The sequence below is a fragment of the Streptomyces sp. NPDC048671 genome, from assembly GCF_055587045.1.
On record NZ_JBVJHB010000015.1, the window covers coordinates 194,993 to 215,351 of the forward strand.

The window sequence follows — 20,359 nt, forward strand, 5'->3', positions numbered from 1 at the left end:
GGTCATCACTTGCTGATCCATGCCTGCCCGAAGAGGGCCATGTACTCGTCGGTGGGCACGATGCCGTGGACGTTCTTGCCCCAGGCGGTGAAGCCGGCGCTCGCGCCGAGGTTCACCACGGGCACGTCCTCGTTGAAGAGTGTCTGCACGTCGTCGAGGATCCGCTGGGTCTCGGCGTGGCCGCGGGCGCCCTGGAGCTCGACGAGCAGTTGGTCCATCTTCGGGTTGGCGTACGCGCCGGGGTTGCCGTAGCTCTTGGAGTTCAGGACGCTCTGGAGGCGGTGGTAGGGGTCGCTCTCGGAGATGCTCGCCGCGCCGCGGCTGATGTCGAAGTCGTGCTCCACGTATGTCTTGGACACCCTGTCGGCGATGGAGGAGACCAGGTCGAGTTCGACCGTGAAGCCGACCCGTTCCAGCATCGCCTTGGTGACGACCGCCTTGGCCCGGGAGACGGGGTCGGTGCCGTCCATGTAGGTGAGGGTGCCGTCGAAGCCGTCCTTCTTGGCCTCGGTGACGAGCTTCTTCGCCTTGCCGAGATCGATGCCGGTGGGCTTCACCGCGGAGTGCAGGCGTGATTCCGGCGGGAAGATCTCCTGCCCCGGCAGGCCCTTGCCCTCGTAGGCGCGTGCGGTGTCGAGCTTCGGGTCGAGGGCCAGGGCCATCGCCCGGCGGACCCGCAGATCCGCGCCGGGGCGCCCGCCGCGGGTGTTGATGGTGATCATGTTGCCGAGGCCGGTGAGGGTCAGCTCCCCCGGATGGCCTTCGTGCACGGCGTCGTCGACGACGTCGGGGCTGCGCATGTACGTCACGTCGGCGGTGCCGTCGTTCAGCGCGTCGAGTTTGGAGCGGTCGGACTGCGGCCAGGTGAAGCGCAGCGCGTCGAGGTAGGGCTCGCCCTTCCAGTACTTCTTGTTCGCCTTGAGGATCATCTCCTCCTGCGGGGCGTACTTGCCCAGGGTGAAGGGACCGGCGCCGATCGGCCGGAACGTCTTCGAGGCGTACGCGGCGGGGGCCACGATCATGCCGGGTGCCTGGGCGAGCATCGCCGGGAAGGTGGCCCAGGAGTTGCGGAGGGTGAAGACGACGGTGGAGTCGTCGGTGGCCCGCGTCGTCGCGAGGTTCGGGGCGAGCAGCGCGGTGTCGGCTCCCTTGCTCCGCTGGTACCAGGCGATGCTGGCGACCACGGCTTCGGCGTCCAGGGGTGTGCCGTCGGAGAATGTGACGCCGTCGCGGAGTTTCAGGGTCCAGGTCTTCAGGTCGTCGCTGCTGTGCAGCGATTCGGCCAGCCACGGCTGGTACTTCTTCGCCGCGGTGTCGTAGCGCATCAGTACGTCGTAGACGGCGGCGAGCGCGGAGCCGCCGGACGCGCCCGTCGCGTAGGTGACGGCGGGGCTGAGGCTGCGGGCCTCCGCGTAGTCCGCGAAGCGCAGGGTGCCGCCGCGGACGGGCTTGCCGCCCTCGGGCTGGTCGCCGACCGTGCCGAACTCGTAGCGGCCGCGTTCGGCCGTGTGCTGCTTGCCGCTGCCCCCGTCGTCGGGTGAGGCGCATGCCGAGGTGAGCATGGCCGCGACGGCCAGGGCCGCTGCGAGGCGGGCTCTCACCCGTGGTGCTCGCTTCATTTCTTCCTCCAGTTGTCCGGGTGCGGGAAGCGGAGTTCGTCCGGTGCGGGCAGCGGCGAAGAGCGTGGGAGCCGGATCAGATGGGGGACGCTACGGCCGGCGAAATCCGGCCGACGTGACCTATCCCACTCACCGGGAACCGGGGCCGGGGGCGGCCTGACCCGGTGGGAGGAGGGCTCCCGCTCCCGGCAGCGCCGTGGCACGGTGTCCCAGTGACCGGAACCGGCCGGGGGCAGGGGCCCCGTACTGGCCGACACTGGCGTCGACCGCGATCCCAGTGGAGTTCACGACGCCCAGGAGTTCCCGATGCCCAGCGAAACGGATCACCGCACCCCCGCCCCCGGTCCCGCACCGGCGAACGGCCTCACCGGCCCGCACGGCCGGTTCGAGCTCGCCGACGACGATGTGCTGGGCACCCGGCTGCCGGTGTTCACCCACCGGCAACGGGCCCTGCACGAGGTGCTGCACGCGTCCGTCGCACACGCGGGACGCGACTTCATCGTCACCGCGGACCGCCGGATCACCTTCGCCCAGCACGCGGCGCACGTCGCCTCACTGGCCCGGGTGCTGCGTGAGGAGTACGGCATCGCCAAGGGCGACCGGGTGGCCGTCGCCGCCGCCAACTCCCCGGAGTGGATAGAGACGTTCTGGGCCGTCGTGTCGATCGGCGCGGTGGCGGTCGGGTTCAACGCCTGGTGGTCGGCGCGCGAGATGGCCCACGGCCTGCGCAACGCGGAGCCCGCCCTCGTGGTGGCCGACGCCAGGCAGTCGGCGAAGCTGGCCGGCTGCACGGTCCCGGTGCTGTCCATGGAGGACGACATCAGCCGCTGCGTCACGGCCCACGCCGACGCGCGGCTGCCGTCCGCCGATGTCGCCGAGGACGACCCGGCCGTCATCCTCTACACCTCGGGCACCTCGGGCCGCCCCAAGGGGGCCGTGCACACGCATCGCAACCTGCTGGCCGTCGTCGAGTACCACCGCATGAACGACGCCCTGCTCCAGGAGTTCGGTGACCCGACGCCCCCGCAGGACCGCGTGTACCTGCTGACGCTGCCGCTGTTCCACATCGCGAGCCTGCACAACCTGGCCGTGCCGCGGCTCGCCACCGGCAGCCGGATCGCCCTGCACCAGGGCTCGTTCGACGCGGACGCGGTGCTCGGCATGGTCGAGCGGGAGCGCGTCACCAACTGGGGTGCGGTGCCGACGATGGCCCACCGGCTGCTCGAACACGGCGGGGCCCACCGGTACGACACGTCTTCGCTCACGGCGTTCTCGCTGGCCTCCGCCCCGTCGTCGACCGAGTTCAAGGAGCGGCTGCGCAAGAGCCTGCCGTTCGCGAAGGACTCGCTGGTGGACAGCTACGGGCTGACCGAGACCTGTACCGCCGTCGCCGCGGCGAACCCGCAGGAGCTGGCGGCGGCCCCCGGTACCCTCGGCCGGCCCGTCGCCGGTGTGCGGCTGGAGATCCGCGACCCCGGCGGCGAGGTGCTCGGCGAGGGCGAGGAGGGCGATGTCTGGGTCCGCAGCCAGTACAACATGCTGGGCTACTGGCGTGACCCCGAGGCCACCGCCGGTGCGATCGGCCCGGACCGCTGGCTGCGCACCGGGGACCTGGGGCAGCTGCGCGAGGGCAGGCTCCATCTCAGCAGCCGCCGCTCGGACCTGATCATCCGCGGCGGCGAGAACGTGTACCCCGCCGAGGTCGAGACGGTCCTGGCCGAACACCCGGACGTCCGGGAGTGCCTGGTGCTGGGGGTGCCGCATCCCGACCTCGGCCAGGAGGTGGCCGCCGTCGTGGTGCTCGCGGCGGGCTCGGCGGTCACCGAGGAGGCGCTGCGGGAGTACGCGGGACACGAACTGGCGTACTTCAAGGTGCCCAAGCGGTGGCGGCTGACCACCGACGAGCTCCCACGCAACGCGACCGGCAAGGTGATCCGGCCCGAGGTACGGATCTGACGGGTACGGCTCCGACGCCCTGCCCGTGGTTCGGCAACGATGGTGCCCCGGCCGCCCGACGCGGCCGGGGCACCATCGGATGACCGCTCAGAAGTCCGCGGGTCCGCGCAGGGTCGCCTCGGCGCCTCCGTCGACGTACACCACCTGACCGGTGATGTGGCTGTTCTCCTCGGAGACCAGGAACAGCACGGCCGCCGCGACGTCCTCGGGCCGCAGATAGCCGTTGAGCGGCATGGGGACGGCGGCGTCCATCACCTTCCTCATCTCCGGGTCGTCGAAGAGCCCCGCGCTCATCGGGGTGAGCACGATGCCGGGCGCGACCACGTTCACCGGGATTCCGGCGTCGGCCCAGCCCCCGGCGACGGCGGTGCGCCGCGCCCACTGGGCGAGCGCCGCCTTGGACGAGGGGTACAGCTGCCGGGCGCGGCCGTCGGCGACGGCCCGCTCCGCGTGTGCCAGGGCGGTGGCCTCGTCGTCGGCCAGGCAGGCGGCGACGACATCCGGGTCGCCGGGCTGGGTCCCGGAGATGGAGCCGATGACCACGGCCCTGGGCCGTTCGGCCGCGGCGAGCGCGGGCCGCAGCGCCGTCAGGAACTCGGTGGTGCCGAAGTAGTTGACGGTCACCATCGCGGTTCCCGGCACGGAGGTGCCGGCGCAGGTGACGACCGCGTCCACCACCCCGCCGGCCGCCTCGCGGGCCGCCGCCGCGGCGGCGGCGCGGCCTTGTGGCGTGGACAGGTCGGCGTCGATCTCGCCCCCGCGCAGGTCCACCCCGATGACCCGGTCGCCCCCGGCACGGAGCAGAGCGGTGAGTGCGGCACCGATCCCGGACCCGGATCCGGTGACGACGACGTTGCGCGGCATGGTTACTCCTCAGATCGGTCGATGGTTCCGGTGGGGCGGCCCGGCCCTCGGGGCGGCGGCGCGCGTGCGGAGCCACTGCCCGGGGACGGACCCCCTGCGCACCGTAGAGGGTCCGCCCCCCGGCGGGTGTGCGCTGTCCCGCTGGGCGGACAGTGCACGCGGACCGCCACGCGGACCACCACGCGGACCGCCACGCGTGCCGGTTTCCGCGTCAGAGGCCGCGTCCGCTGCCGGTGCGGCTCCTGCGGGTACCGCGGCCGGCCAGGACCGGGCCGAGCAGGAGACGGCAGGCCAGCCGGATGCCGTCCTGCGCCGCCTCCGCCGACGAGCGCTCGTACAGGACGGTGGTCAGCAGTCCGTACCAGGCCTGCTCCAGGATGCGGACCACCCGCCGGTCCCGTTCGCAGGGGTCGCTCACCCCGGCCGTGCGCAGCACGAGGTCCATGAGGATCTCGTCCGTGCGCCGGGCCGGGCTGCCCTCGGCGAGGTGGGAGACGTTGCCGGACTGCATCATCGCCAGGGCCAGCAGCGGCTGTTCGAAGAGCTGCCGGCTGGCCCCGGTGAGCAGGTCGGTCACCGCCTCCACGGGTCCGGTGCCCGGCGGCGGCGCGGGCGTGCCGGCGTCGAGGCGGAGCACCTGGTCGTGCATGACGGCGGCGAACAGGTGTGTCTTGGACGGGAAGTAGCGGTACAGGGTGGCGATCGCGACGCCGGACTCCCGGGCCACGTCGTGCATCTGCATCCGTTCGAGGCCGTGCTCGGCGCCGAGGCGTGCGGCGGACCGCAGGATGCGGGCGTAGCGCTGGCGCTGCTTGGCCGAGGTGGGGTGTGCGGGGGTTCTCTCGCCGTTCGTACGGGGCACGGTGCCGACCTCCTTCCGCCGGAGCCGACGATGCTCTCCCGCACGGGGCCGGCCGGGCGCGCCCTGTTCCGTTCAGCGGGACGGGTCCTGCGGGCTCTGGGTGGCGGAACTTGGATGGCCTCTCGACCTTGCGTCCTGTCCCGACCCAGAGAGGTTCCCCATGCGGCTCGGCATCAACAGTCCCGTCGTCACGGCCGTACCCGGCGTCCACTCCCCCTGGGAGCGCACTGCCGGAATCGAGGAGCTGGGAGCGGTCGCCGAGGCCGCGGACCGGCTCGGCTTCGACCATCTGACCTGCTCGGAACATGTCGCGGTGCCCGTGGACATCGCCCGGCAGCGCGGCGGAACCTACTGGGATCCGCTCGCCACCTTCGGATATCTGGCCGCCAGGACCCGCCGGATCCGGTTCGCCACCCAGGTCCTGGTGCTCGGCTACCACCATCCGCTGGCGCTCGCGAAGCGCTACGGCACGCTGGACCGCGTCTCGGGCGGACGGCTCGTGCTGGGGCTCGGTGTCGGCAGTCTGGAGGAGGAGTTCCGGCTGCTGGGCGCGGAGTTCGGGGGGCGGGGTGCGATCGCGGACGACGCGATCGCGGCACTGCGCGCCTCGCTGTCCCGTCGTGAACCCGCTTACCACGGTGAGCACTTCGACTACGCGGGGCTCGTCGTGGAGCCGCACGCGGTGCAGGCCCGGGTGCCGCTGTGGATCGGTGGCCGCACCCCGCGTTCGCTGCGCCGGGCGGTGACGCACGGCGACGGCTGGGTGCCGTTCGGGCTGCCGCTCGACCGGCTGCGGGAGATGGTCGGCGCGGCCGAACTCCCCGACGGCTTCGAGGTGGTGCTGAGCGCGGGCCGCCCGCTCGATCCGTCCGGCGACGCGGACCGCACGTCCGAGGCGCTGCGGAAGGTGTCCGACGCCGGTGCCACGCTGGTCAGCGTGGCACTGAGCGCGGAGTCGGCGAGCCATTACGTCGAACAGCTGGAGGCGCTGGCCGTGCTCGCCGGCACCACGGCGGCCCCGGAGGCACGGGTATGAGCGGGGACCGGCTGGCAGCGGTCGAGGCCCGGCTAGCGGCTCTGGAGGACGAGCGCGACATCGCCCGTGCCATGGCCTCGTACGGGCCACTGGTGGACGGCGGCGAGGCGGACGGTGTCGCGGCGCTCTGGGCACCTGACGGGGTGTACGACATCGACGAGATCTTCCTCGCGGGCCGGGAGCGGATCCGCGAGATGGTGCGCTCCCCCGCGCACCAGGGCTGGATCCGGCAGGGCTGCGCCCATGTCGTGGGTCCGCCGCACATCACCGTCGCCGGTGACGAGGCCGTGGCGGTGTGCCACTCCCTGATGGTGGTGCACGAGGCGGGCCTGTACATCGTGCGCCGGGCCACGGCCAACCACTGGCGGCTGCGCCGTACGGAGTGCGGCTGGCAGGTGGTCACCCGGACCAACCGGATCCTGGACGGCCGCCCGGAGTCCCCCGGACTGCTGGCCCGAGGGGTCCGCGGGGAGCCGGCGGGCTCCTGAACACGGGCGTGGCGGGGGTCGCATGACGATGCGTCAACCACCCCCGCCACAAGGTGACTTCAGCGCGCCCCGTACACCGGCTGCGGCGTCTCGGCCGCCGCGAGCAGTCGGGAGGCGGCGGCCCCGGCCTCCGCCGGGCTCCAGCGGGCGCCCTTGTCGGCGGTGGGGCCGGGCCGCCAGCCCTCCATCACCGTGATCCGTCCGGCCTCGGCCTCGAAGACCCGGCCGCTGACCCCGGCGCACGCGGCGGAACCCAGCCATACGACGAGCGGCGAGACGTTCTCGGGAGCCATCGCGTCGAACCCTCCCCCGGTGGGCGCCGCCATGGTCCCGGCGAAGGTGTCCTCGGTCATCCGGGTACGGGCGGCCGGGGCGATCGCGTTGACCTGGACCCCGTAGCGGCCCATCTCGGCGGCGGCCACCAGGGTCAGGGCGATGATCCCGGCCTTGGCGGCGGAGTAGCTGCCCTGGCCCACGCTGCCCAGCAGCCCGGCCCCGGAACCGGTGTTGACGACCCTCGCCTCGGGCACCCGGCCGGCCTTCGCCTCGGCGCGCCAGTGCGCCGCCGCGTGCTTGAGCGGCAGGAAGTGGCCCCTGAGGTGGACGCGGGTCACCGCGTCCCAGTCGTCCTCGTCCAGGTTCACCAGCATCCGGTCGCGGAGGAATCCGGCGTTGTTGACCAGGGTGTCGAGGCGGCCGAAGGAGTCGAGCGCGGTCGCGACGAGGGAGGCCGCACCGTCGGCGGTGGCTATGTCCGCGTTGTGCGCGACGGCCTGCCCGCCGGCCGCGCGGATCTCCTCGACGACCCGCTGGGCGGGGCCGGTGGCCGTCCCGGAGCCGTCGAGGCCCACGCCGAGGTCGTTGACGACGACTTGTCCGCCCTCGGCGGCGAAGGCCAGGGCGTGGGCGCGGCCGAGTCCGCGGCCCGCGCCGGTGACGACGGCGACGCGTCCGGCGCACAGGGCTGTCGATGAGGTCATGACGAGTGTCCTTTCGAGGGGCGACGAGCGGAGAACGGGGCGCCTGGACCACTGAGTGGCATGACGCTCTCCCGCGGCGTCCATATCACTGCTACGTTGAATCTAACAAACGTTTGGTGGAAAGGTAGCTGATCTGCTCATGGGTGTCTCCACCTCCGCCCCGGAAGAGGGCGTCGCCGTCGTCACCGTGGACTTCCCGCCGGTCAACGCCCTGCCCGTACAGGGCTGGTACGACCTCGCCGCCGCGGTGCGCGCCGCCGGGGCCGACCCGGACGTCCGCTGCGTGGTACTCACCGCCGAGGGCCGCGGGTTCAACGCGGGCGTGGACATCAAGGAAATGCAGCGCACGGACGGGCCGGAGGCGCTGATCGGCGCCAACCGGGGCTGCTTCGAGGCGTTCGCGGCGGTCTACGAGTGCGAGGTCCCCGTGGTCGCCGCCGTACACGGCTTCTGCCTGGGCGGCGGCATCGGCCTGGTGGGCAACGCGGACGCGATCGTGGCCAGTGACGACGCGACCTTCGGACTGCCGGAGCTGGACCGGGGCGCGCTCGGCGCGGCCACGCATCTGGCCCGGCTGGTTCCGCAGCATCTGATGCGGACCCTGTACTACACCTCGCGCACCGTGACGGCCCGTGAACTGCACCGGCACGGCTCGGTGTGGAGCGTCGTCCCACGCGGCGAACTGCCGGGTGCCGCCCTGGAACTGGCCCGGGAGATCGCCGCCAAGGACGGATATCTGATCCGGCTGGCCAAGGCCGCCATCAACGGCATCGACCCGGTCGACGTACGCCGCAGCTACCGCTTCGAGCAGGGCTTCACCTTCGAGGCCAATCTCAGCGGCGTCGCGGACCGCGTGCGCGACACCTTCGGCACGGACAAGGAGCAGCAGGCGTGACACACGACAAGACGATGACGGCCGACGACGTCGTCGGCCGGCTGGAGAGCGGAATGACACTCGGCATCGGCGGCTGGGGTTCGCGCCGCAAGCCGATGGCCCTGGTCCGGGCGCTGCTGCGCTCGGACGTCACCGATCTGACCGTGGTGTCGTACGGCGGCCCGGATGTCGGTCTGCTCGCCGCCGCGGGCCGGATCCGCAAACTGGTCGCGGCGTTCGGGACCCTCGACTCGATACCGCTGGAGCCGCACTTCACCGCCGCCCGGCAGCGCGGTGCGTTCGAGATGGTCGAGCTCGACGAGGCGATGATGATGTGGGGGCTGACGGCGGGCGCGCAACGGCTGCCGTTCATGCCGGTGCGGGCCGGTCTCGGCTCGGACCTGATGGAGGTCAACCCGGCGCTGCGCACGGTCACTTCGCCGTACGAGGACGGGGAGAAGCTGGTCGCGGCGCCGGCCCTGCGCCTGGACGCCGCCCTGGTCCACCTCAACCGGGCGGACGTCCAGGGCAACGGCCAGTACCTGGGCCCCGACCCGTACTTCGACGACCTGTTCTGCGAGGCGGCCGACCACAGTTACGTCTCCTGCGAACGGATCGTGGAGACGGCGGACCTGCTCAAGGAGCACGGGCCGCAGACGCTGCTGGTCAAGCGGCTGTTCGTGGACGGGGTCGTGGAGACGCCGAACGGCGCGCACTTCACGTCCTGCGTGCCCGACCACGACCGGGACGAGAGCTTCCAGCGCGCCTACGTCCGGGCCGCCCGCGACCCCGAGGCATGGCCCGCCTTCGTCGAACGGTTCCTGTCCGGCGACGAGGCCGCCTACCAGGCCGCCGTCACCGCGTTCCACCAGGAGGAAGCATGAGCGGCACCGAGACCACCGGCAGCGCGACGGTGAGCCGCGCGGAGTACTGCGTGGTGGCCTGCGCCGAGGCGTGGCGGGACGCGGGCGAGATCCTCGCCAGCCCGATGGGCACCGTCCCGGCCATCGGGGCGCGGCTGGCGAGGCTCACCTTCTCACCCGATCTGCTGCTGACCGACGGGGAGGCGCTGCTGATGGGCGACACCCCCGCGCTGGGGACGAGGCCGGGGAGCGTCGAGGGCTGGCTGCCGTTCCGTCAGCACCTGACGCTGACCGCCACCGGCCGCCGGCACGTGATGATGGGCGCCAGTCAGATCGACCGGCACGGCAACCAGAACATCTCCTGCATCGGCCCATGGGCCAGGCCCGCCCGGCAGCTGCTCGGGGTGCGCGGGGCCCCGGTCAACACCCTGAATAATCCGACGAGTTACTGGGTGCCCAAGCACTCGGCGCGGGTGTTCGTGGAGCACGTCGACATGGTCAGCGGGGTCGGGTACGACCGGGCGGCCGCCGCCGGCCCCTCCGCGACCCGCTACCACCGCATCCCCGAAGTCGTCAGCAATCTGGGCGTCTTCGACTTCGAGACCCCGGACCGCACCATGCGGCTGCGCTCCCTCCACCCCGGGGTGAGCGTCGAACAGGTCACCGAGGCGACCGGGTTCGGCCTCACGGTCCCCGCCGATGTCCCGTTCACCCGGGATCCCACGGACGCCGAACTCCGGCTGATCCGCGAGGTCATCGACCCGAAGGGGCTGCGCGAGCGCGAGGTCCCGGCGTGACGGGGCCCGTGCCGGTGCCGACCGCGCTCACCGAGCTGACCGGGGTGCGCTACCCCCTCGTGCAGACCGGGATGGGGTGGGTCGCCGGTCCCCGGCTGGTGTCCGCCTCCGCGAACGCGGGGGCGCTCGGCATCCTGGCCTCCGCGACGATGACCGTCGAGCAGTTGCGCGCGGCGGTCCGCGAGGTCAAGTCCCGTACGGACGCGCCGTTCGGCGTCAACCTGCGGGCGGACGCCGGTGACGCGGCCGAGCGGGTGCGGATCATGATCGACGAGGGCGTGCGGGTGGCGTCGTTCGCGCTCGCCCCGTCGAAGGAGCTGATCGCGCGGCTCAAGGACGCCGGCGTCGTCGTCATCCCGTCCGTGGGTGCCCGGCGGCACGCGGAGAAGGTCGCCGCGTGGGGCGCCGACGCGGTGATGGTGCAGGGCGGCGAGGGCGGCGGCCACACGGGCAACGTGGCCACCACCGTGCTGCTCCCCCAGGTCGTGGACGCCGTCGGCATTCCGGTCATCGCGGCGGGCGGCTTCCACGACGGCCGCGGCCTGGTCGCCGCGCTCGCCTACGGAGCTGCCGGAATCGGGATGGGGACGCGCTTCCTGCTCACCTCCGACAGCACCGTCCCGGCGGCGGTGAAGGCGAGGTACCTGGCCGCCACCGTCAAGGACGTCACGGTCACCGACCGGGTCGACGGCCTGCCGCACCGCATGCTGCGCACCGAGATGGTCGACGCCCTGGAGCGTTCCGGCCGGGCGGCCTCCCTGCTGAGGGCGGTGCGGCACGCCTCGGCCTTCCGGAAGGAGTCCGGGGCGAGCTGGCCCCAGCTGATCCGTGACGGGCTGTCGATGAAACACGGCAAGGAGCTGACCTGGAGTCAGGTGCTGCTGGCCGCCAACACACCGATGCTGCTCAAGGCCTCACTGGTCGAGGGGCGTACGGACATCGGGGTGATGGCGTCGGGCCAGGTGGCGGGGCTGATCGAGGATCTGCCGTCCTGTGCGGAGCTGGTCGAGCGGATCATGGAGGAGGCGCGGGCGACGCTGAAGGCGCTGCCGGGGGCGGACTGACGTCGCGGCGCCCGCGCACGGGACCGGCGGCGGAGCGGGACCGGCGGCGGAGCGGGACCGGCGGCGACCGGGGGCCGGCGGCGGAGCGGACCCCTCGCGGGGGTCCGCTCCGTCAGGCCCAAGGGGCGAACGGCGGCCGGGCGGGAGCGGGGCCGAGCGTGGTGGTGCCCGGTTCGGCACGGTGCCCGAGGCCGGTCCGGTAGGCGTTCAGTGCCGCTTCCGTCCGGCCCTCGCCGCGCATCAGGTCTCCCAGCAGCCGGCAGATGTCGGCGAGGTCTCCGGCGGCTCCCGTCTGTTCGAGCACGGAGAGCGCGGTGGCGTAGTGCCGCTCGGCGCTCTCGGTGTCTCCGGCCTCCTGGGCGATCAGCCCGAGAAGCCGGTGGGCGCCGCCGGCGTGCAGCGCACCGCGGCCGGCCTGGAGCCCGACCAGCAGGCTTTCCAGAAGCTCCGCGGCCTCGGCCGGCTTCCCTCTCCTGCGCAGGACGTCGGCGAGCTCGACCTCCACCTGTGAGACGTAGAGGGCCGCCCGCTTGGAAACCAGCATCGAGTGCGCGGTACGCAATTCCGCCTCCGCCCGCACGAGGTCGTCGTGCTGGGCACAGACATAGCCCCGCATCCAGTGACAGTGGGCGAGTTCGGTACGGATCTGCAGCTGCTGGTAGAGCTCGGTGGCCCGCGCCAGCGACGCCTGGGCGGCCTCGGCCCGGCCCTCGGCGATCAGCGTACGGGCCACCGTTCGGTGCATGGCGGCGACCAGGGCCGGGTCGGACACCTGTGGCACCAGGGCGAGTGCGAGTTCGGCGGCCTGCGCGGCGCGGGCGTGGGCGCCCATGTCCATGTACGGGGCGATCGACGCCGTGTAGAGCTGGAGCAGGGCGCCCGGATCGTGCAGCCCGGACGTGTTCAGCTCGTCGATCGCGCTCTCCAGCAGGTAGCACGAGTAGCGCAGTTCACCGGCGAGGTAGTGGGCGACCGACCTGCCCCGGACCGCCCGCGCACGGGCGGGGAGCGGTTCGTCGGCCAGCATGCGGTCGGCCGCCTCGAACCGGATCAGGGCCTCGGGCAGTTCCCCCGTCTCCAGCGCGCACTCCCCGAGGCCCACGAGCGCGGCCGCGTGTTCCTGCGTGAGCCCGTACTCCTCGGCCCGGCCGCGGATCTGCTCGTAGGCCGCCCGCGCGTCGGTGGCGTCCTCGACGGCCAGTACCCGCTGGGCGTCGGCCAGTTGCATCCGCAGGGCCGTGGCGATGTGGGTGGGCTTGCCGGTGGCGAGTTCCTCGTGATCGACACCGAGCCGTTCCGCGATGTGCCGGAGGGCGGCTTCGGAGGGCCGCACCCGGCCCGCTTCGAGGGTGGAGACATAGGCGGCGGTGTACGCGGGCTCGGCGAGCTGTCGCTGGGTCAGTTCGCGTTCCTTGCGCAGCCGCTTCACCCGGCGGCCGATCGCGGCCGGTGCGTCCTGCTCCTCCCGGTGCTCCGGGTGCTTCTGGTGCTCCGGGTGCTCCGGGTGTTCCCCACCCGGCCGGTCAGCGGCCTCGTTCCCGGCCGCCCGCTCCCGTTCGCCGCTCGTCGTCGTGCTGGTGCCCGTCATGGCAGCCTCTCGCCCTGTATCCGCCGGTGGTCACCGGCGGCTTCACTCATCTGCGCCTGCTGAACGGAGCGACCCCCGCCGGGCTCCCCCACGCAGTCGGGACCTGCCCGTCTGTTGCCAACGATGCACCATCCACCCTAGGTTGAGCGTCACCTTAAGGGCACTTACATTACCGCTTTACTTCACTTCCGAGCTGGACACCAGAGTGAGGATTGACATGCGCACGAGCAGAACTGCCGTCATATCCGTGAGCGTCGCGCTCACGGCGATAGTGGGGGCGCTCCTCGCCACTCCCGCGGCCGCCGCGGACCCGGAGCCCCACCAGGAGCGGCGCGTCACCGTCGAGTACTTCCCCGAGCCCGGCGGCGAGGGCCGGCGGACCGAGGTCCCGGCCACCACGGAGGCGGTGACCGGCCGCGCCGCCGCCCGCAGCGTGGCACCCGCCGCGGAAACGACGGACGGGGAGGTCGGAAAGCTGTCCGTGACCGGCCCTTCGGCCGACCGGCTCGACGTGGTGATCATCGGCGACGGCTACACCGCCGGCCAGCAGGGCGCCTTCCACACCGCGGCCGCCGCCAAGTGGGCGGACATCACCGGCATCGAGCCCTACGCGAGCTATCAGGGCCTCATGAACGTGTGGACCGTCGACGCGGTGTCCGCCGAATCCGGAATCACCGGCGACCCCGGCACCGACGTCGTCAAGAACACCGCGCTCGGCAGCTACTTCTGGTGCGAGGACACCGAACGCCTGGTCTGTGCCGACATCGACAAGGTCGCCTCCTACGCCGCCAAGGCCCCCGAAGCCGACCTGGTCATCGTCGTCTCGAACTCCACCAAGTACGGCGGCGCCGGCTACTCGGGACTTGAGGCGGAGGGATACCCGTTCGACGGCGTCTCGACCCTCTCGTCGGACAACGCGCAGTCGAGCATGATCGCCGCCCACGAGATCGCTCACTCGGTGGGTCTGCTGGCGGACGAGTACGCCTACGACGGCTACGGCACCTGGCCGGGCGTCGAGCCCGCCGACATCAACTCCAGCACCTTCACCGCCCAGAAGATGGCCGCCAACCAGGCGAAGTGGTACCGCTGGCTCGGCGAGACCGATCCGACCGGCGGCCCCGTCGGCACGTACGAGGGAAGCAGCTACTACCCGTTCGGGATCTACCGCCCGACCGCCAACTCCCTCATGCGGGCCCTGGACGTCCGTGACTTCAACCTGCCCGGCCGTGAGGCCATGATCGCCGGCTTCTACCGCGAGGCCAACGCGCTGAGCAGCAAGGTCAGCACGAGCAGCGCGGTCCTCAGGACCAGCCGCATCAAGGTGTCCCGGGCCGAGCTCACCGGTCTGGCCTCGCCCGAGCTGCGCTGGTACGTCGACGGCGTACGGGTCAAGCGGGCGCAGGGTCTCACCGCCGTCGTCCCCGCCGCGCTGGGCGTCAGGGCGGACGGCAGGACGCACACCGTCACGGTCGAGTCCACTGACGGGACCAAGTCGATCCGCGACCCCCAGGTCCGTGCCGAGGCCACCGAGAGCATGTCCTGGACGGTCAAGGCATCCGGGCACACGTCCCACAGGCGACACTGACGGCAGTACGGCAGCACGCGGCACCCCGGTCTCCGGTCACCCCTTGTGCGAGACCGGGGCCCCGGCGGGTGCGGGCGCCGGGGCGGCCCCGTGCCCGGACAGGAGCCGCATGACGTGGCCCACCCTGGCGAGCCTCTCGTCGACCGTGGCATCGCCGGGAACCTGGATCTTCGCCCCCGCGTAGGAGTACGCGCCCTCGGCAGCGCGGAGACAACGGCGTACCTCGTCGGCGTCCATGAGGGATGTGGGCTCGTCCTCGGTGAGGGGCAGGTGCGCGTCCGCCCACGGTCCCCCGAACTCGTTCGCGGCCGGGCCGGCGCCGGAGAAGACGACGCCCTCCAACAGGCCCTCGGAGACGAGCCGGCCGATCTGGGCGAGCGGCCGGCCCGGGTCCCGCGCCTCGATCGCCGAACGGCCCCAGTTGATGGTGATGCCGATCCCCCCTTCGCGGGCGAGGGGGATCTCGTCCTCCAGCGCCAGGAACCGCTTCTCCCCCGGGACGGTCGGCGCGTACGCGTCGCAGTGCTCCAGGACGAGCCGGGTGGACCAGCCGCCCGTGGCGGGAACGCCCGCCGCGATCTCGTCGAGGGAACGAGCGAACATCTCGCCCACCGCGGTCGTCGAGGGCGCGGTGTGGACATGGATGGCGGAGACCGACTGCTCGCCGGTGAGCTGGTTCACCTCCTCGGCGGCGATGCGGGCCTCGCGGAGGAATTCGAGTGCCGCCCGTCGGCCGTCGTGGTCACCGGAGGCGAGCCCGAAGACGCCCGAGGCCCCCAGGCGCATCATCGTGCCGGGAATCAGGGTGATCACCGAACGGGTGAAACGGCCGCGCATCTGTGCGGCCAGCCAACGCGGGTCCTCACCGAGGCCGTCGCGGAACGGGATCTCCAGCCCGTCAGCGATCCCCCGGCCCGCGAGCCCTTCGTAGAAGTGTTCCTGGTCGGCGCGCAAGGAGGGCAGCGCCGCGTACGCGCCCACCAGTGCGGCGGGCTGTTCCGTGTTCATGGTGTGGGGTCTCCAGTGCTGATGGGTCTCGGGCGATGTCGTGCCGTTCCGCCCGGCGGGGCGGGAGAACGGTCCGTCCTTCGCCCGCGGTGATGCGCGCCGGTCATGGGGGCGTCGCGCCGAGCGCCCTGCCGATGGGGTCGTAGTGAGCCGTGACCGCCGCGTGAAAGGCGCGGGCGTCGCCCGCCTCGGCGGCGTCGAGCATGAGCCCGTGCGCGCGCGCCGTCTGGTCCATGTCGGCCGCGACGGAGAGCCCGAGGGTGGGCACCACCACGGTGTGCACTTCCCAGAACGCGCTGACCAGCTGTCCGACCAGCGCGTTGTCCAACCGTGCCAACAGTCCGGTATGGAACGCGCGGTCCTGCTCGGGGAAGGTGCGCCCCTCCGCGGCCACGGCGACCATCTCGTCCACCAGCGTGTGCAGATCAGGGTTTGAGGTGCCCGCCAGACTCGCCACGATGCGCTCGGCCATGCCGTGGTCGAGTACCTGGCGGATCTCGACCACGTCACGCAGTGCGCGCAGGTCGTCGCCAGGACTCAGCACCCCGCGGAAGACGAGCATCTCGACGAGAGCGTCGAGCGACATGGCGCCCACGTACGTACCGTGGCCGTGGCGGACATCGACGATGCCGAGCGTCGAGAGGGTGCGAATCGCCTCCCGCACGCTGGAGCGGGACACACCGAGACGCTCACAGAGCTCGACCTCGGTGGGCAGCAGGTCACCGGGACGCAGGCCCTCCACCAGGATGAAGTCCTTGATCCGGCCGGTGGTGGCTGCCCGCCGCGAAGTGTCCGCCGCCCGCGGCGCCCCGGGCGCGAGCGTCCTGAAGCCCCGCCGCGCTGCGGCCATTTCGCCCCCTTCGGTTCACGTTCCCAGGGTGATGCTACCTAAGATAAGACGTCAGATGTTCTACATCGGCGCTCGGCGTCGAAAGACGTACCGGACGGGCCGCACCGCCACCCGGTGGCCCGCCCGGTCACGGGGCCACCGGGTGGCGGTCTGCGGGCCCGGCGTTCAGAGGCGTTCGATGATGGTGACGTTGGCCTGGCCGCCGCCCTCGCACATGGTCTGCAGACCGTAGCGGCCGCCGGTGCGCTCCAGTTCGTGCAGCAGGGTCGTCATCAGCTTGGTGCCGGTGGCGCCGAGCGGGTGGCCGAGCGCGATGGCGCCGCCGTTGACGTTGACCTTGTCCGGGTCGGCGCCGGTCTCCTTCAGCCAGGCCAGCACGACCGGGGCGAACGCCTCGTTGATCTCGACCAGGTCGATGTCGTCGATGGACATCCCGGCCTTCTTCAGGGCGTACGCCGTCGCCGGGATCGGCGCCGAGAGCATCCGGATCGGGTCCTCGCCGCGCACCGAGAGGTGGTGGATGCGGGCGCGGGGTGTGAGGCCGTGCTCGGCGACGGCCCGCTCGGAGGCGATGAGCAGCGCCGAGGCGCCGTCGGAGACCTGCGAGGAGACGCCGGCGGTCAGCCGGCCGCCGTCGACGACCGGCTTGAGGCCGGCCATCTTCTCCAGCGAGGTGTCGCGGCGCGGCCCCTCGTCGACCCGGACCTCTCCATAGGCGACGGTCTCGCGGTCGAAGCGGCCCTCGTCGATGGCGTGCAGGGCCCGGTGGTGCGAGCGCAGCGCGAACTCCTCCATGTCCCGGCGGCTGATCCCCCACTTCTCGGCGATGAGTTCGGCGCCGTGGAACTGGTTGACGGGCGCGTCGCCGTAGCGGGCGCGCCAGCCCTCGGAGCCCGCGTACGGGCCGTCGGTCAGCCCCAGCGGTTCGGCGGCCTGGCGGCTGGCGAAGGCGATGGGGATCATCGACATGTTCTGGGTGCCGCCCGCGACGACCAGGTCCTGGGTGCCGGACAGGACGCCCTGGGCGGCGAAGTGGACGGCCTGCTGGGAGGAGCCGCACTGCCGGTCGACGGTGGTGCCGGGCACCTCCTCGGGAAGGCCGGCGGCGAGCCACGCGGTGCGGGCGATGTCGCCGGCCTGCGGGCCGACGGTGTCCAGGCAGCCGAAGACGACGTCCTCCACGGCGGCCGGGTCGGCCCCGCTGCGCTCCATGAGCGCCTTGATGACGTGGGCGCCGAGGTCGGCGGGGTGGACGGCGGACAGCCCGCCCTTGCGCCGGCCGACCGGGGTGCGTACCGCGTCGACGATGTAGGCCTCGGCCATGACTGCTCCTTCGTGAGGGACATGATGGGATGTCAGGTACGGGGGGTGATGCCTTCCAGGACCATGGACAGGTACTGGCGGGCGATCTCCTCCGGGCTGTGGGTACCGCCGGGGCGGTACCAGGAGGCGGCCACCCAGACGGTGTCGCGGACGAAGCGGTAGACGAGCCGGACGTCCAGATCGGCCCGGAAGGCCCGCTCGGCGACGCCGCGTTCCAGGGTGCGCAGCCAGGCGTCCTCGAACTTCGCCCGGGAGCCGGTGAGGTAGGCGAAGCGCGGCTGGGCGGAGAGGTGCCTGGACTCCTTCTGGTAGATGGCGACCGCGGGGCCGTGCCGGTCGATCTGCCGGAACGACTGGGTGACGAGCGCCTCGATGGTCGCTCCGGGTCCGAGTCCGGCGGCGAGGACCGTGCCGTAGCCCGCCCACAGCTCATCGAGGAAGGCCGAGAGGATCTCGTCCAGCATCGACTCCTTGGAGTCGAAGTGGTAGTAGAGGCTGCCCGCGAGCAGCCCCGCCTCGTCCGCGATGCGGCGGACGGTGGTGGCGTTGTAGCCCAGGGCGGCGAACACCTCGGCGGCGGTCGCCAGGAGTTCGGCGCGTCGTTCGGCGTTGGCGTTCGCGGCGATGGGGGTCACGCCCTCTGGCTGCTGACGGAGACGGTCTCCCCGGTCATGTAGGAGGAGTAGCCGCTGGCCAGGAAGACGATGACGTTGGCGATCTCCCAGGGCTCGGCGTAGCGGCCGAAGGCCTCGCGTTCGGTGAGTTCGGCGAGGAGCTCGGGGGTGGTGACCTTCACCAGGTGCGGGTGCATGGCCAGGCTCGGGGCGACGGCGTTGACGCGTACGCCGAAGTCGGCGGCCTCCAGGGCCGCGCACCGGGTCAGGGCCATCACGCCGGCCTTCGCGGCGGCGTAGTGGGCCTGGCCGCGCTGGGCGCGCCAGCCGACGACGGAGGCGTTGTTGACGACGATGCCGCCGCTGTCGCGGTCCTTGAAGTGGCGCAGGGCGGCGCGGGTGCAGCGGAAGGTGCCGTTCAGGGTGACGTCGAGGACCTTCGACCACTGCTCGTCGGTCATGTCGACGAGGTCGGCGGTGCCGCCGAGGCCCGCGTTGTTGACGACGATGTCGAGGCCGCCGTGGCGCTCCGCGGCGAACGCGAACAGGGCGTCGACCTGCTCCTGGTCGGTGACGTCGCAGGGCAGGGCGGCGACGCTGTCCGCGCCGAACTCCTCGGCGAGGGCGGTGGCGCTCTCCCCCAGCCGGCGTTCGTGGGCGTCGCCGATGACGATCCGGGCGCCCTCCTCCAGGAACTTGCGGGCCGTCGCTCCGCCGATCCCGGCGCCCGCGGCGGCGGTGATCACGGCGGTGCGTCCGGCCAGGAGGGAGTGCCCTGCTACATAGGGCGGCTGGGTGGTCACGGGCGGATCTCCTTGGGCAGGCCGAGGACGCGCTCGGCGATGATGTTGCGCTGGATCTCGTTGGATCCGGCGTAGATGGTGTCGGAGCGGGAGAAGAGGAACAGCCGCTGCCAGTCGTCGAGTTCGTACGGCTCCCCGGCGGCGGTCATGCCGCCGGCGCCCAGCACGCTCATGGCGAGTTCGCCGAGTTCGCGGTGCCAGGTGGCCCAGAAGATCTTGCCGATGGACGCCTCGGGGCCCGGTGCGCCGGCCGTCACGCCGTCGAGCATGCGCAGGGCGTTGCAGCGGATGGTCTCCAGGCCCGTCCAGGCGCGGGCGAGCCGGTCGCGGATCAGCGGGTCCTCGGCGGCGCCGTTGCGGCGGGCCAGGGCGATGAGGGTCTCCAGTTCGCGCCGGAAGCCGACCTGCTGGCCGAGGGTGGAGACACCGCGCTCGAAGCCGAGGGTGGCCATGGCCACGCGCCAGCCGTCGCCCGGCGCCCCGACGATGTGCCCGGCGCGGGTGCGGGCGCCGTCGAAGAAGACCTCGTTGAACTCGGAGGTGCCGGTCAGCTGGGCGATCGGCCGGATCTCCACGCCGGTCCCGTCCAGTGGGACCAGGAGATAGGACAGCCCCCGGTGGCGGGACGAGCCGGGTTCGGTGCGGGCGACCACGAAGCACCACTGCGCCTCGTGGGCGAGTGACGTCCAGATCTTCTGCCCCGTGACGACCCAGTCCCCGCCGTCCCGGACGGCCCTGGTCCGTACGTTCGCCAGGTCGGACCCGGCGTCGGGCTCGCTGTAGCCCTGGCACCACAGCTCCTCGACGGCGACGATCGGCGGCAGGAACCGGGCCCGCTGCCCGGGGGTGCCGAAGGCCACCAGCGTCGGGCCGAGCAGCTGCTCCCCGATGTGGTTGACCCGCGCGGGGGCGTCGGCCAGGGCGTACTCCTCGTGGAAGGCGACCTGCTGCTCGATGGTCGCCCCCCGGCCGCCGTACTCCTCGGGCCAGCCCACGCAGGTCCAGCCCTCGGCGGCCATGTGCCGTTCCCAGCCGAGCCGTTCGGCGAAGGCCTCGTGCTCGCGGCCGGGTCCGCCGCGGCCCCGGAGGCCCGCGAAGGAACCGGTGAGGTTGGCGGCCAGCCAGCCGCGGATCTCGGTGCGGAACTCCTCGACGCTGCTCATGGGGGTACGTTAATCTACCAAA

General features: G+C 72.3%; 19 protein-coding genes. 8 read left to right on the plus strand and 11 right to left on the minus strand.

Annotated features, from left to right (window positions below; genetic code table 11):
• Positions 1-5 precede the first annotated feature (5 nt).
• Positions 6-1,619 (minus strand): ABC transporter substrate-binding protein, encoded by a 1,614-nt coding sequence (locus tag ACZ6S6_RS28710; protein ID WP_469707494.1) that lies wholly within the window; start codon positions 1,617-1,619, stop codon positions 6-8.
• 306 nt (positions 1,620-1,925) lie between these two features.
• On the opposite strand from ACZ6S6_RS28710, the gene casG reads away from it, so the two are divergent.
• Complete coding sequence (gene casG / locus ACZ6S6_RS28715) at positions 1,926-3,575, plus strand: steroid-24-oyl-CoA synthetase (protein ID WP_469707496.1); 1,650 nt, start codon at positions 1,926-1,928, stop codon at positions 3,573-3,575.
• 87 nt (positions 3,576-3,662) lie between these two features.
• On the opposite strand, the gene ACZ6S6_RS28720 is transcribed toward casG, so the two are convergent.
• The gene (locus tag ACZ6S6_RS28720) at positions 3,663-4,439 is read right to left on the minus strand and encodes an SDR family oxidoreductase (RefSeq protein WP_469707497.1); all 777 of its coding nucleotides are present in this window, start codon (positions 4,437-4,439) and stop codon (positions 3,663-3,665) included.
• Between the two features lie 211 nt (positions 4,440-4,650).
• Complete coding sequence (locus tag ACZ6S6_RS28725) at positions 4,651-5,301, minus strand: TetR/AcrR family transcriptional regulator (protein ID WP_362962369.1); 651 nt, start codon at positions 5,299-5,301, stop codon at positions 4,651-4,653.
• A 160-nt stretch (positions 5,302-5,461) separates the two neighbouring features.
• Here ACZ6S6_RS28725 and ACZ6S6_RS28730 point away from each other — a divergent pair, with 160 nt between their 5' ends.
• Both ACZ6S6_RS28730 and ACZ6S6_RS28735 read left to right on the plus strand, forming a co-directional pair.
• Positions 5,462-6,337, plus strand: coding sequence for an LLM class F420-dependent oxidoreductase (locus ACZ6S6_RS28730; protein ID WP_469707499.1), 876 nt, complete (start codon positions 5,462-5,464; stop codon positions 6,335-6,337).
• On the plus strand, positions 6,334-6,825 hold the full coding sequence (locus ACZ6S6_RS28735) for a nuclear transport factor 2 family protein (RefSeq protein WP_469707501.1): 492 nt from the start codon (positions 6,334-6,336) through the stop codon (positions 6,823-6,825). The genes ACZ6S6_RS28730 and ACZ6S6_RS28735 overlap by 4 nt, the downstream gene beginning before the upstream one ends.
• A 59-nt stretch (positions 6,826-6,884) precedes the next feature.
• Here ACZ6S6_RS28735 and ACZ6S6_RS28740 read toward each other — a convergent pair whose 3' ends face one another.
• Entirely contained in the window at positions 6,885-7,805 is a 921-nt protein-coding gene (locus ACZ6S6_RS28740) for an SDR family oxidoreductase (protein WP_469707503.1), read from the minus strand.
• 139 nt (positions 7,806-7,944) lie between these two features.
• Here ACZ6S6_RS28740 and ACZ6S6_RS28745 point away from each other — a divergent pair, with 139 nt between their 5' ends.
• The 4 genes from ACZ6S6_RS28745 to ACZ6S6_RS28760 are packed head-to-tail and all read left to right on the plus strand — an operon-like array spanning position 7,945 to position 11,403.
• The gene (locus ACZ6S6_RS28745; RefSeq protein ID WP_362962360.1) at positions 7,945-8,700 is read left to right on the plus strand and encodes an enoyl-CoA hydratase family protein; all 756 of its coding nucleotides are present in this window, start codon (positions 7,945-7,947) and stop codon (positions 8,698-8,700) included.
• Positions 8,701-8,714: 14 nt separating this feature from the next.
• Positions 8,715-9,563: a CoA transferase subunit A gene (locus tag ACZ6S6_RS28750; protein WP_362962417.1), complete on the plus strand. Its 849-nt coding sequence runs from the start codon at positions 8,715-8,717 to the stop codon at positions 9,561-9,563.
• Positions 9,560-10,339, plus strand: coding sequence for a CoA-transferase subunit beta (locus tag ACZ6S6_RS28755; protein WP_362962357.1), 780 nt, complete (start codon positions 9,560-9,562; stop codon positions 10,337-10,339). Before ACZ6S6_RS28750 ends, ACZ6S6_RS28755 begins: the two co-directional genes overlap by 4 nt.
• Positions 10,340-10,353: 14 nt before the next feature.
• Complete coding sequence (locus ACZ6S6_RS28760; RefSeq protein WP_469707580.1) at positions 10,354-11,403, plus strand: NAD(P)H-dependent flavin oxidoreductase; 1,050 nt, start codon at positions 10,354-10,356, stop codon at positions 11,401-11,403.
• Positions 11,404-11,515: 112 nt separating this feature from the next.
• On the opposite strand, the gene ACZ6S6_RS28765 is transcribed toward ACZ6S6_RS28760, so the two are convergent.
• Complete coding sequence (locus tag ACZ6S6_RS28765; RefSeq protein WP_469707505.1) at positions 11,516-12,991, minus strand: helix-turn-helix domain-containing protein; 1,476 nt, start codon at positions 12,989-12,991, stop codon at positions 11,516-11,518.
• Positions 12,992-13,208: 217 nt separating this feature from the next.
• Here ACZ6S6_RS28765 and ACZ6S6_RS28770 point away from each other — a divergent pair, with 217 nt between their 5' ends.
• Entirely contained in the window at positions 13,209-14,576 is a 1,368-nt protein-coding gene (locus ACZ6S6_RS28770; RefSeq protein ID WP_469707507.1) for a M64 family metallopeptidase, read from the plus strand.
• 36 nt (positions 14,577-14,612) lie between these two features.
• Here the strand turns inward: ACZ6S6_RS28770 and ACZ6S6_RS28775 are convergent, their stop codons facing one another.
• The 6 genes from ACZ6S6_RS28775 to ACZ6S6_RS28800 form a co-directional block, all read right to left on the minus strand.
• Positions 14,613-15,584, minus strand: coding sequence for a DUF4862 family protein (locus ACZ6S6_RS28775; RefSeq protein WP_469707509.1), 972 nt, complete (start codon positions 15,582-15,584; stop codon positions 14,613-14,615).
• Positions 15,585-15,687: 103 nt separating this feature from the next.
• Positions 15,688-16,434 carry a FadR/GntR family transcriptional regulator gene (locus ACZ6S6_RS28780; protein ID WP_469707511.1) on the minus strand — a complete coding sequence of 249 codons (747 nt, stop codon included), beginning with the start codon at positions 16,432-16,434 and terminating at the stop codon, positions 15,688-15,690.
• 165 nt (positions 16,435-16,599) lie between these two features.
• Positions 16,600-17,757, minus strand: a complete 1,158-nt coding sequence (locus ACZ6S6_RS28785; protein ID WP_469707513.1) for an acetyl-CoA C-acetyltransferase — start codon at positions 17,755-17,757, stop codon at positions 16,600-16,602.
• Positions 17,758-17,789: 32 nt separating this feature from the next.
• Positions 17,790-18,392, minus strand: a complete 603-nt coding sequence (locus ACZ6S6_RS28790) for a TetR/AcrR family transcriptional regulator (protein WP_363023494.1) — start codon at positions 18,390-18,392, stop codon at positions 17,790-17,792.
• Entirely contained in the window at positions 18,389-19,174 is a 786-nt protein-coding gene (locus ACZ6S6_RS28795; RefSeq protein WP_362962344.1) for an SDR family oxidoreductase, read from the minus strand. The genes ACZ6S6_RS28790 and ACZ6S6_RS28795 overlap by 4 nt, the downstream gene beginning before the upstream one ends.
• Positions 19,171-20,337, minus strand: coding sequence for an acyl-CoA dehydrogenase family protein (locus tag ACZ6S6_RS28800; RefSeq protein ID WP_362962342.1), 1,167 nt, complete (start codon positions 20,335-20,337; stop codon positions 19,171-19,173). The genes ACZ6S6_RS28795 and ACZ6S6_RS28800 overlap by 4 nt, the downstream gene beginning before the upstream one ends.
• Positions 20,338-20,359: the final 22 nt, after the last annotated feature.

Bases quoted from the DNA above. Each gene is read 5' to 3' on its own strand.
- ACZ6S6_RS28710 (WP_469707494.1), bottom strand. From the start codon at position 1,619: ATGAAGCGAGCACCACGGGTGAGAGCCCGCCTCGCAGCGGCCCTGGCC.
- casG (WP_469707496.1), top strand. From the start codon at position 1,926: ATGCCCAGCGAAACGGATCACCGCACCCCCGCCCCCGGTCCCGCACCG.
- ACZ6S6_RS28720 (WP_469707497.1), bottom strand. From the start codon at position 4,439: ATGCCGCGCAACGTCGTCGTCACCGGATCCGGGTCCGGGATCGGTGCC.
- ACZ6S6_RS28730 (WP_469707499.1), top strand. From the start codon at position 5,462: ATGCGGCTCGGCATCAACAGTCCCGTCGTCACGGCCGTACCCGGCGTC.
- ACZ6S6_RS28735 (WP_469707501.1), top strand. From the start codon at position 6,334: ATGAGCGGGGACCGGCTGGCAGCGGTCGAGGCCCGGCTAGCGGCTCTG.
- ACZ6S6_RS28740 (WP_469707503.1), bottom strand. From the start codon at position 7,805: ATGACCTCATCGACAGCCCTGTGCGCCGGACGCGTCGCCGTCGTCACC.
- ACZ6S6_RS28745 (WP_362962360.1), top strand. From the start codon at position 7,945: ATGGGTGTCTCCACCTCCGCCCCGGAAGAGGGCGTCGCCGTCGTCACC.
- ACZ6S6_RS28750 (WP_362962417.1), top strand. From the start codon at position 8,715: ATGACGGCCGACGACGTCGTCGGCCGGCTGGAGAGCGGAATGACACTC.
- ACZ6S6_RS28755 (WP_362962357.1), top strand. From the start codon at position 9,560: ATGAGCGGCACCGAGACCACCGGCAGCGCGACGGTGAGCCGCGCGGAG.
- ACZ6S6_RS28765 (WP_469707505.1), bottom strand. From the start codon at position 12,991: ATGACGGGCACCAGCACGACGACGAGCGGCGAACGGGAGCGGGCGGCC.
- ACZ6S6_RS28770 (WP_469707507.1), top strand. From the start codon at position 13,209: ATGCGCACGAGCAGAACTGCCGTCATATCCGTGAGCGTCGCGCTCACG.
- ACZ6S6_RS28775 (WP_469707509.1), bottom strand. From the start codon at position 15,584: ATGAACACGGAACAGCCCGCCGCACTGGTGGGCGCGTACGCGGCGCTG.
- ACZ6S6_RS28780 (WP_469707511.1), bottom strand. From the start codon at position 16,434: ATGGCCGCAGCGCGGCGGGGCTTCAGGACGCTCGCGCCCGGGGCGCCG.
- ACZ6S6_RS28785 (WP_469707513.1), bottom strand. From the start codon at position 17,757: ATGGCCGAGGCCTACATCGTCGACGCGGTACGCACCCCGGTCGGCCGG.
- ACZ6S6_RS28800 (WP_362962342.1), bottom strand. From the start codon at position 20,337: ATGAGCAGCGTCGAGGAGTTCCGCACCGAGATCCGCGGCTGGCTGGCC.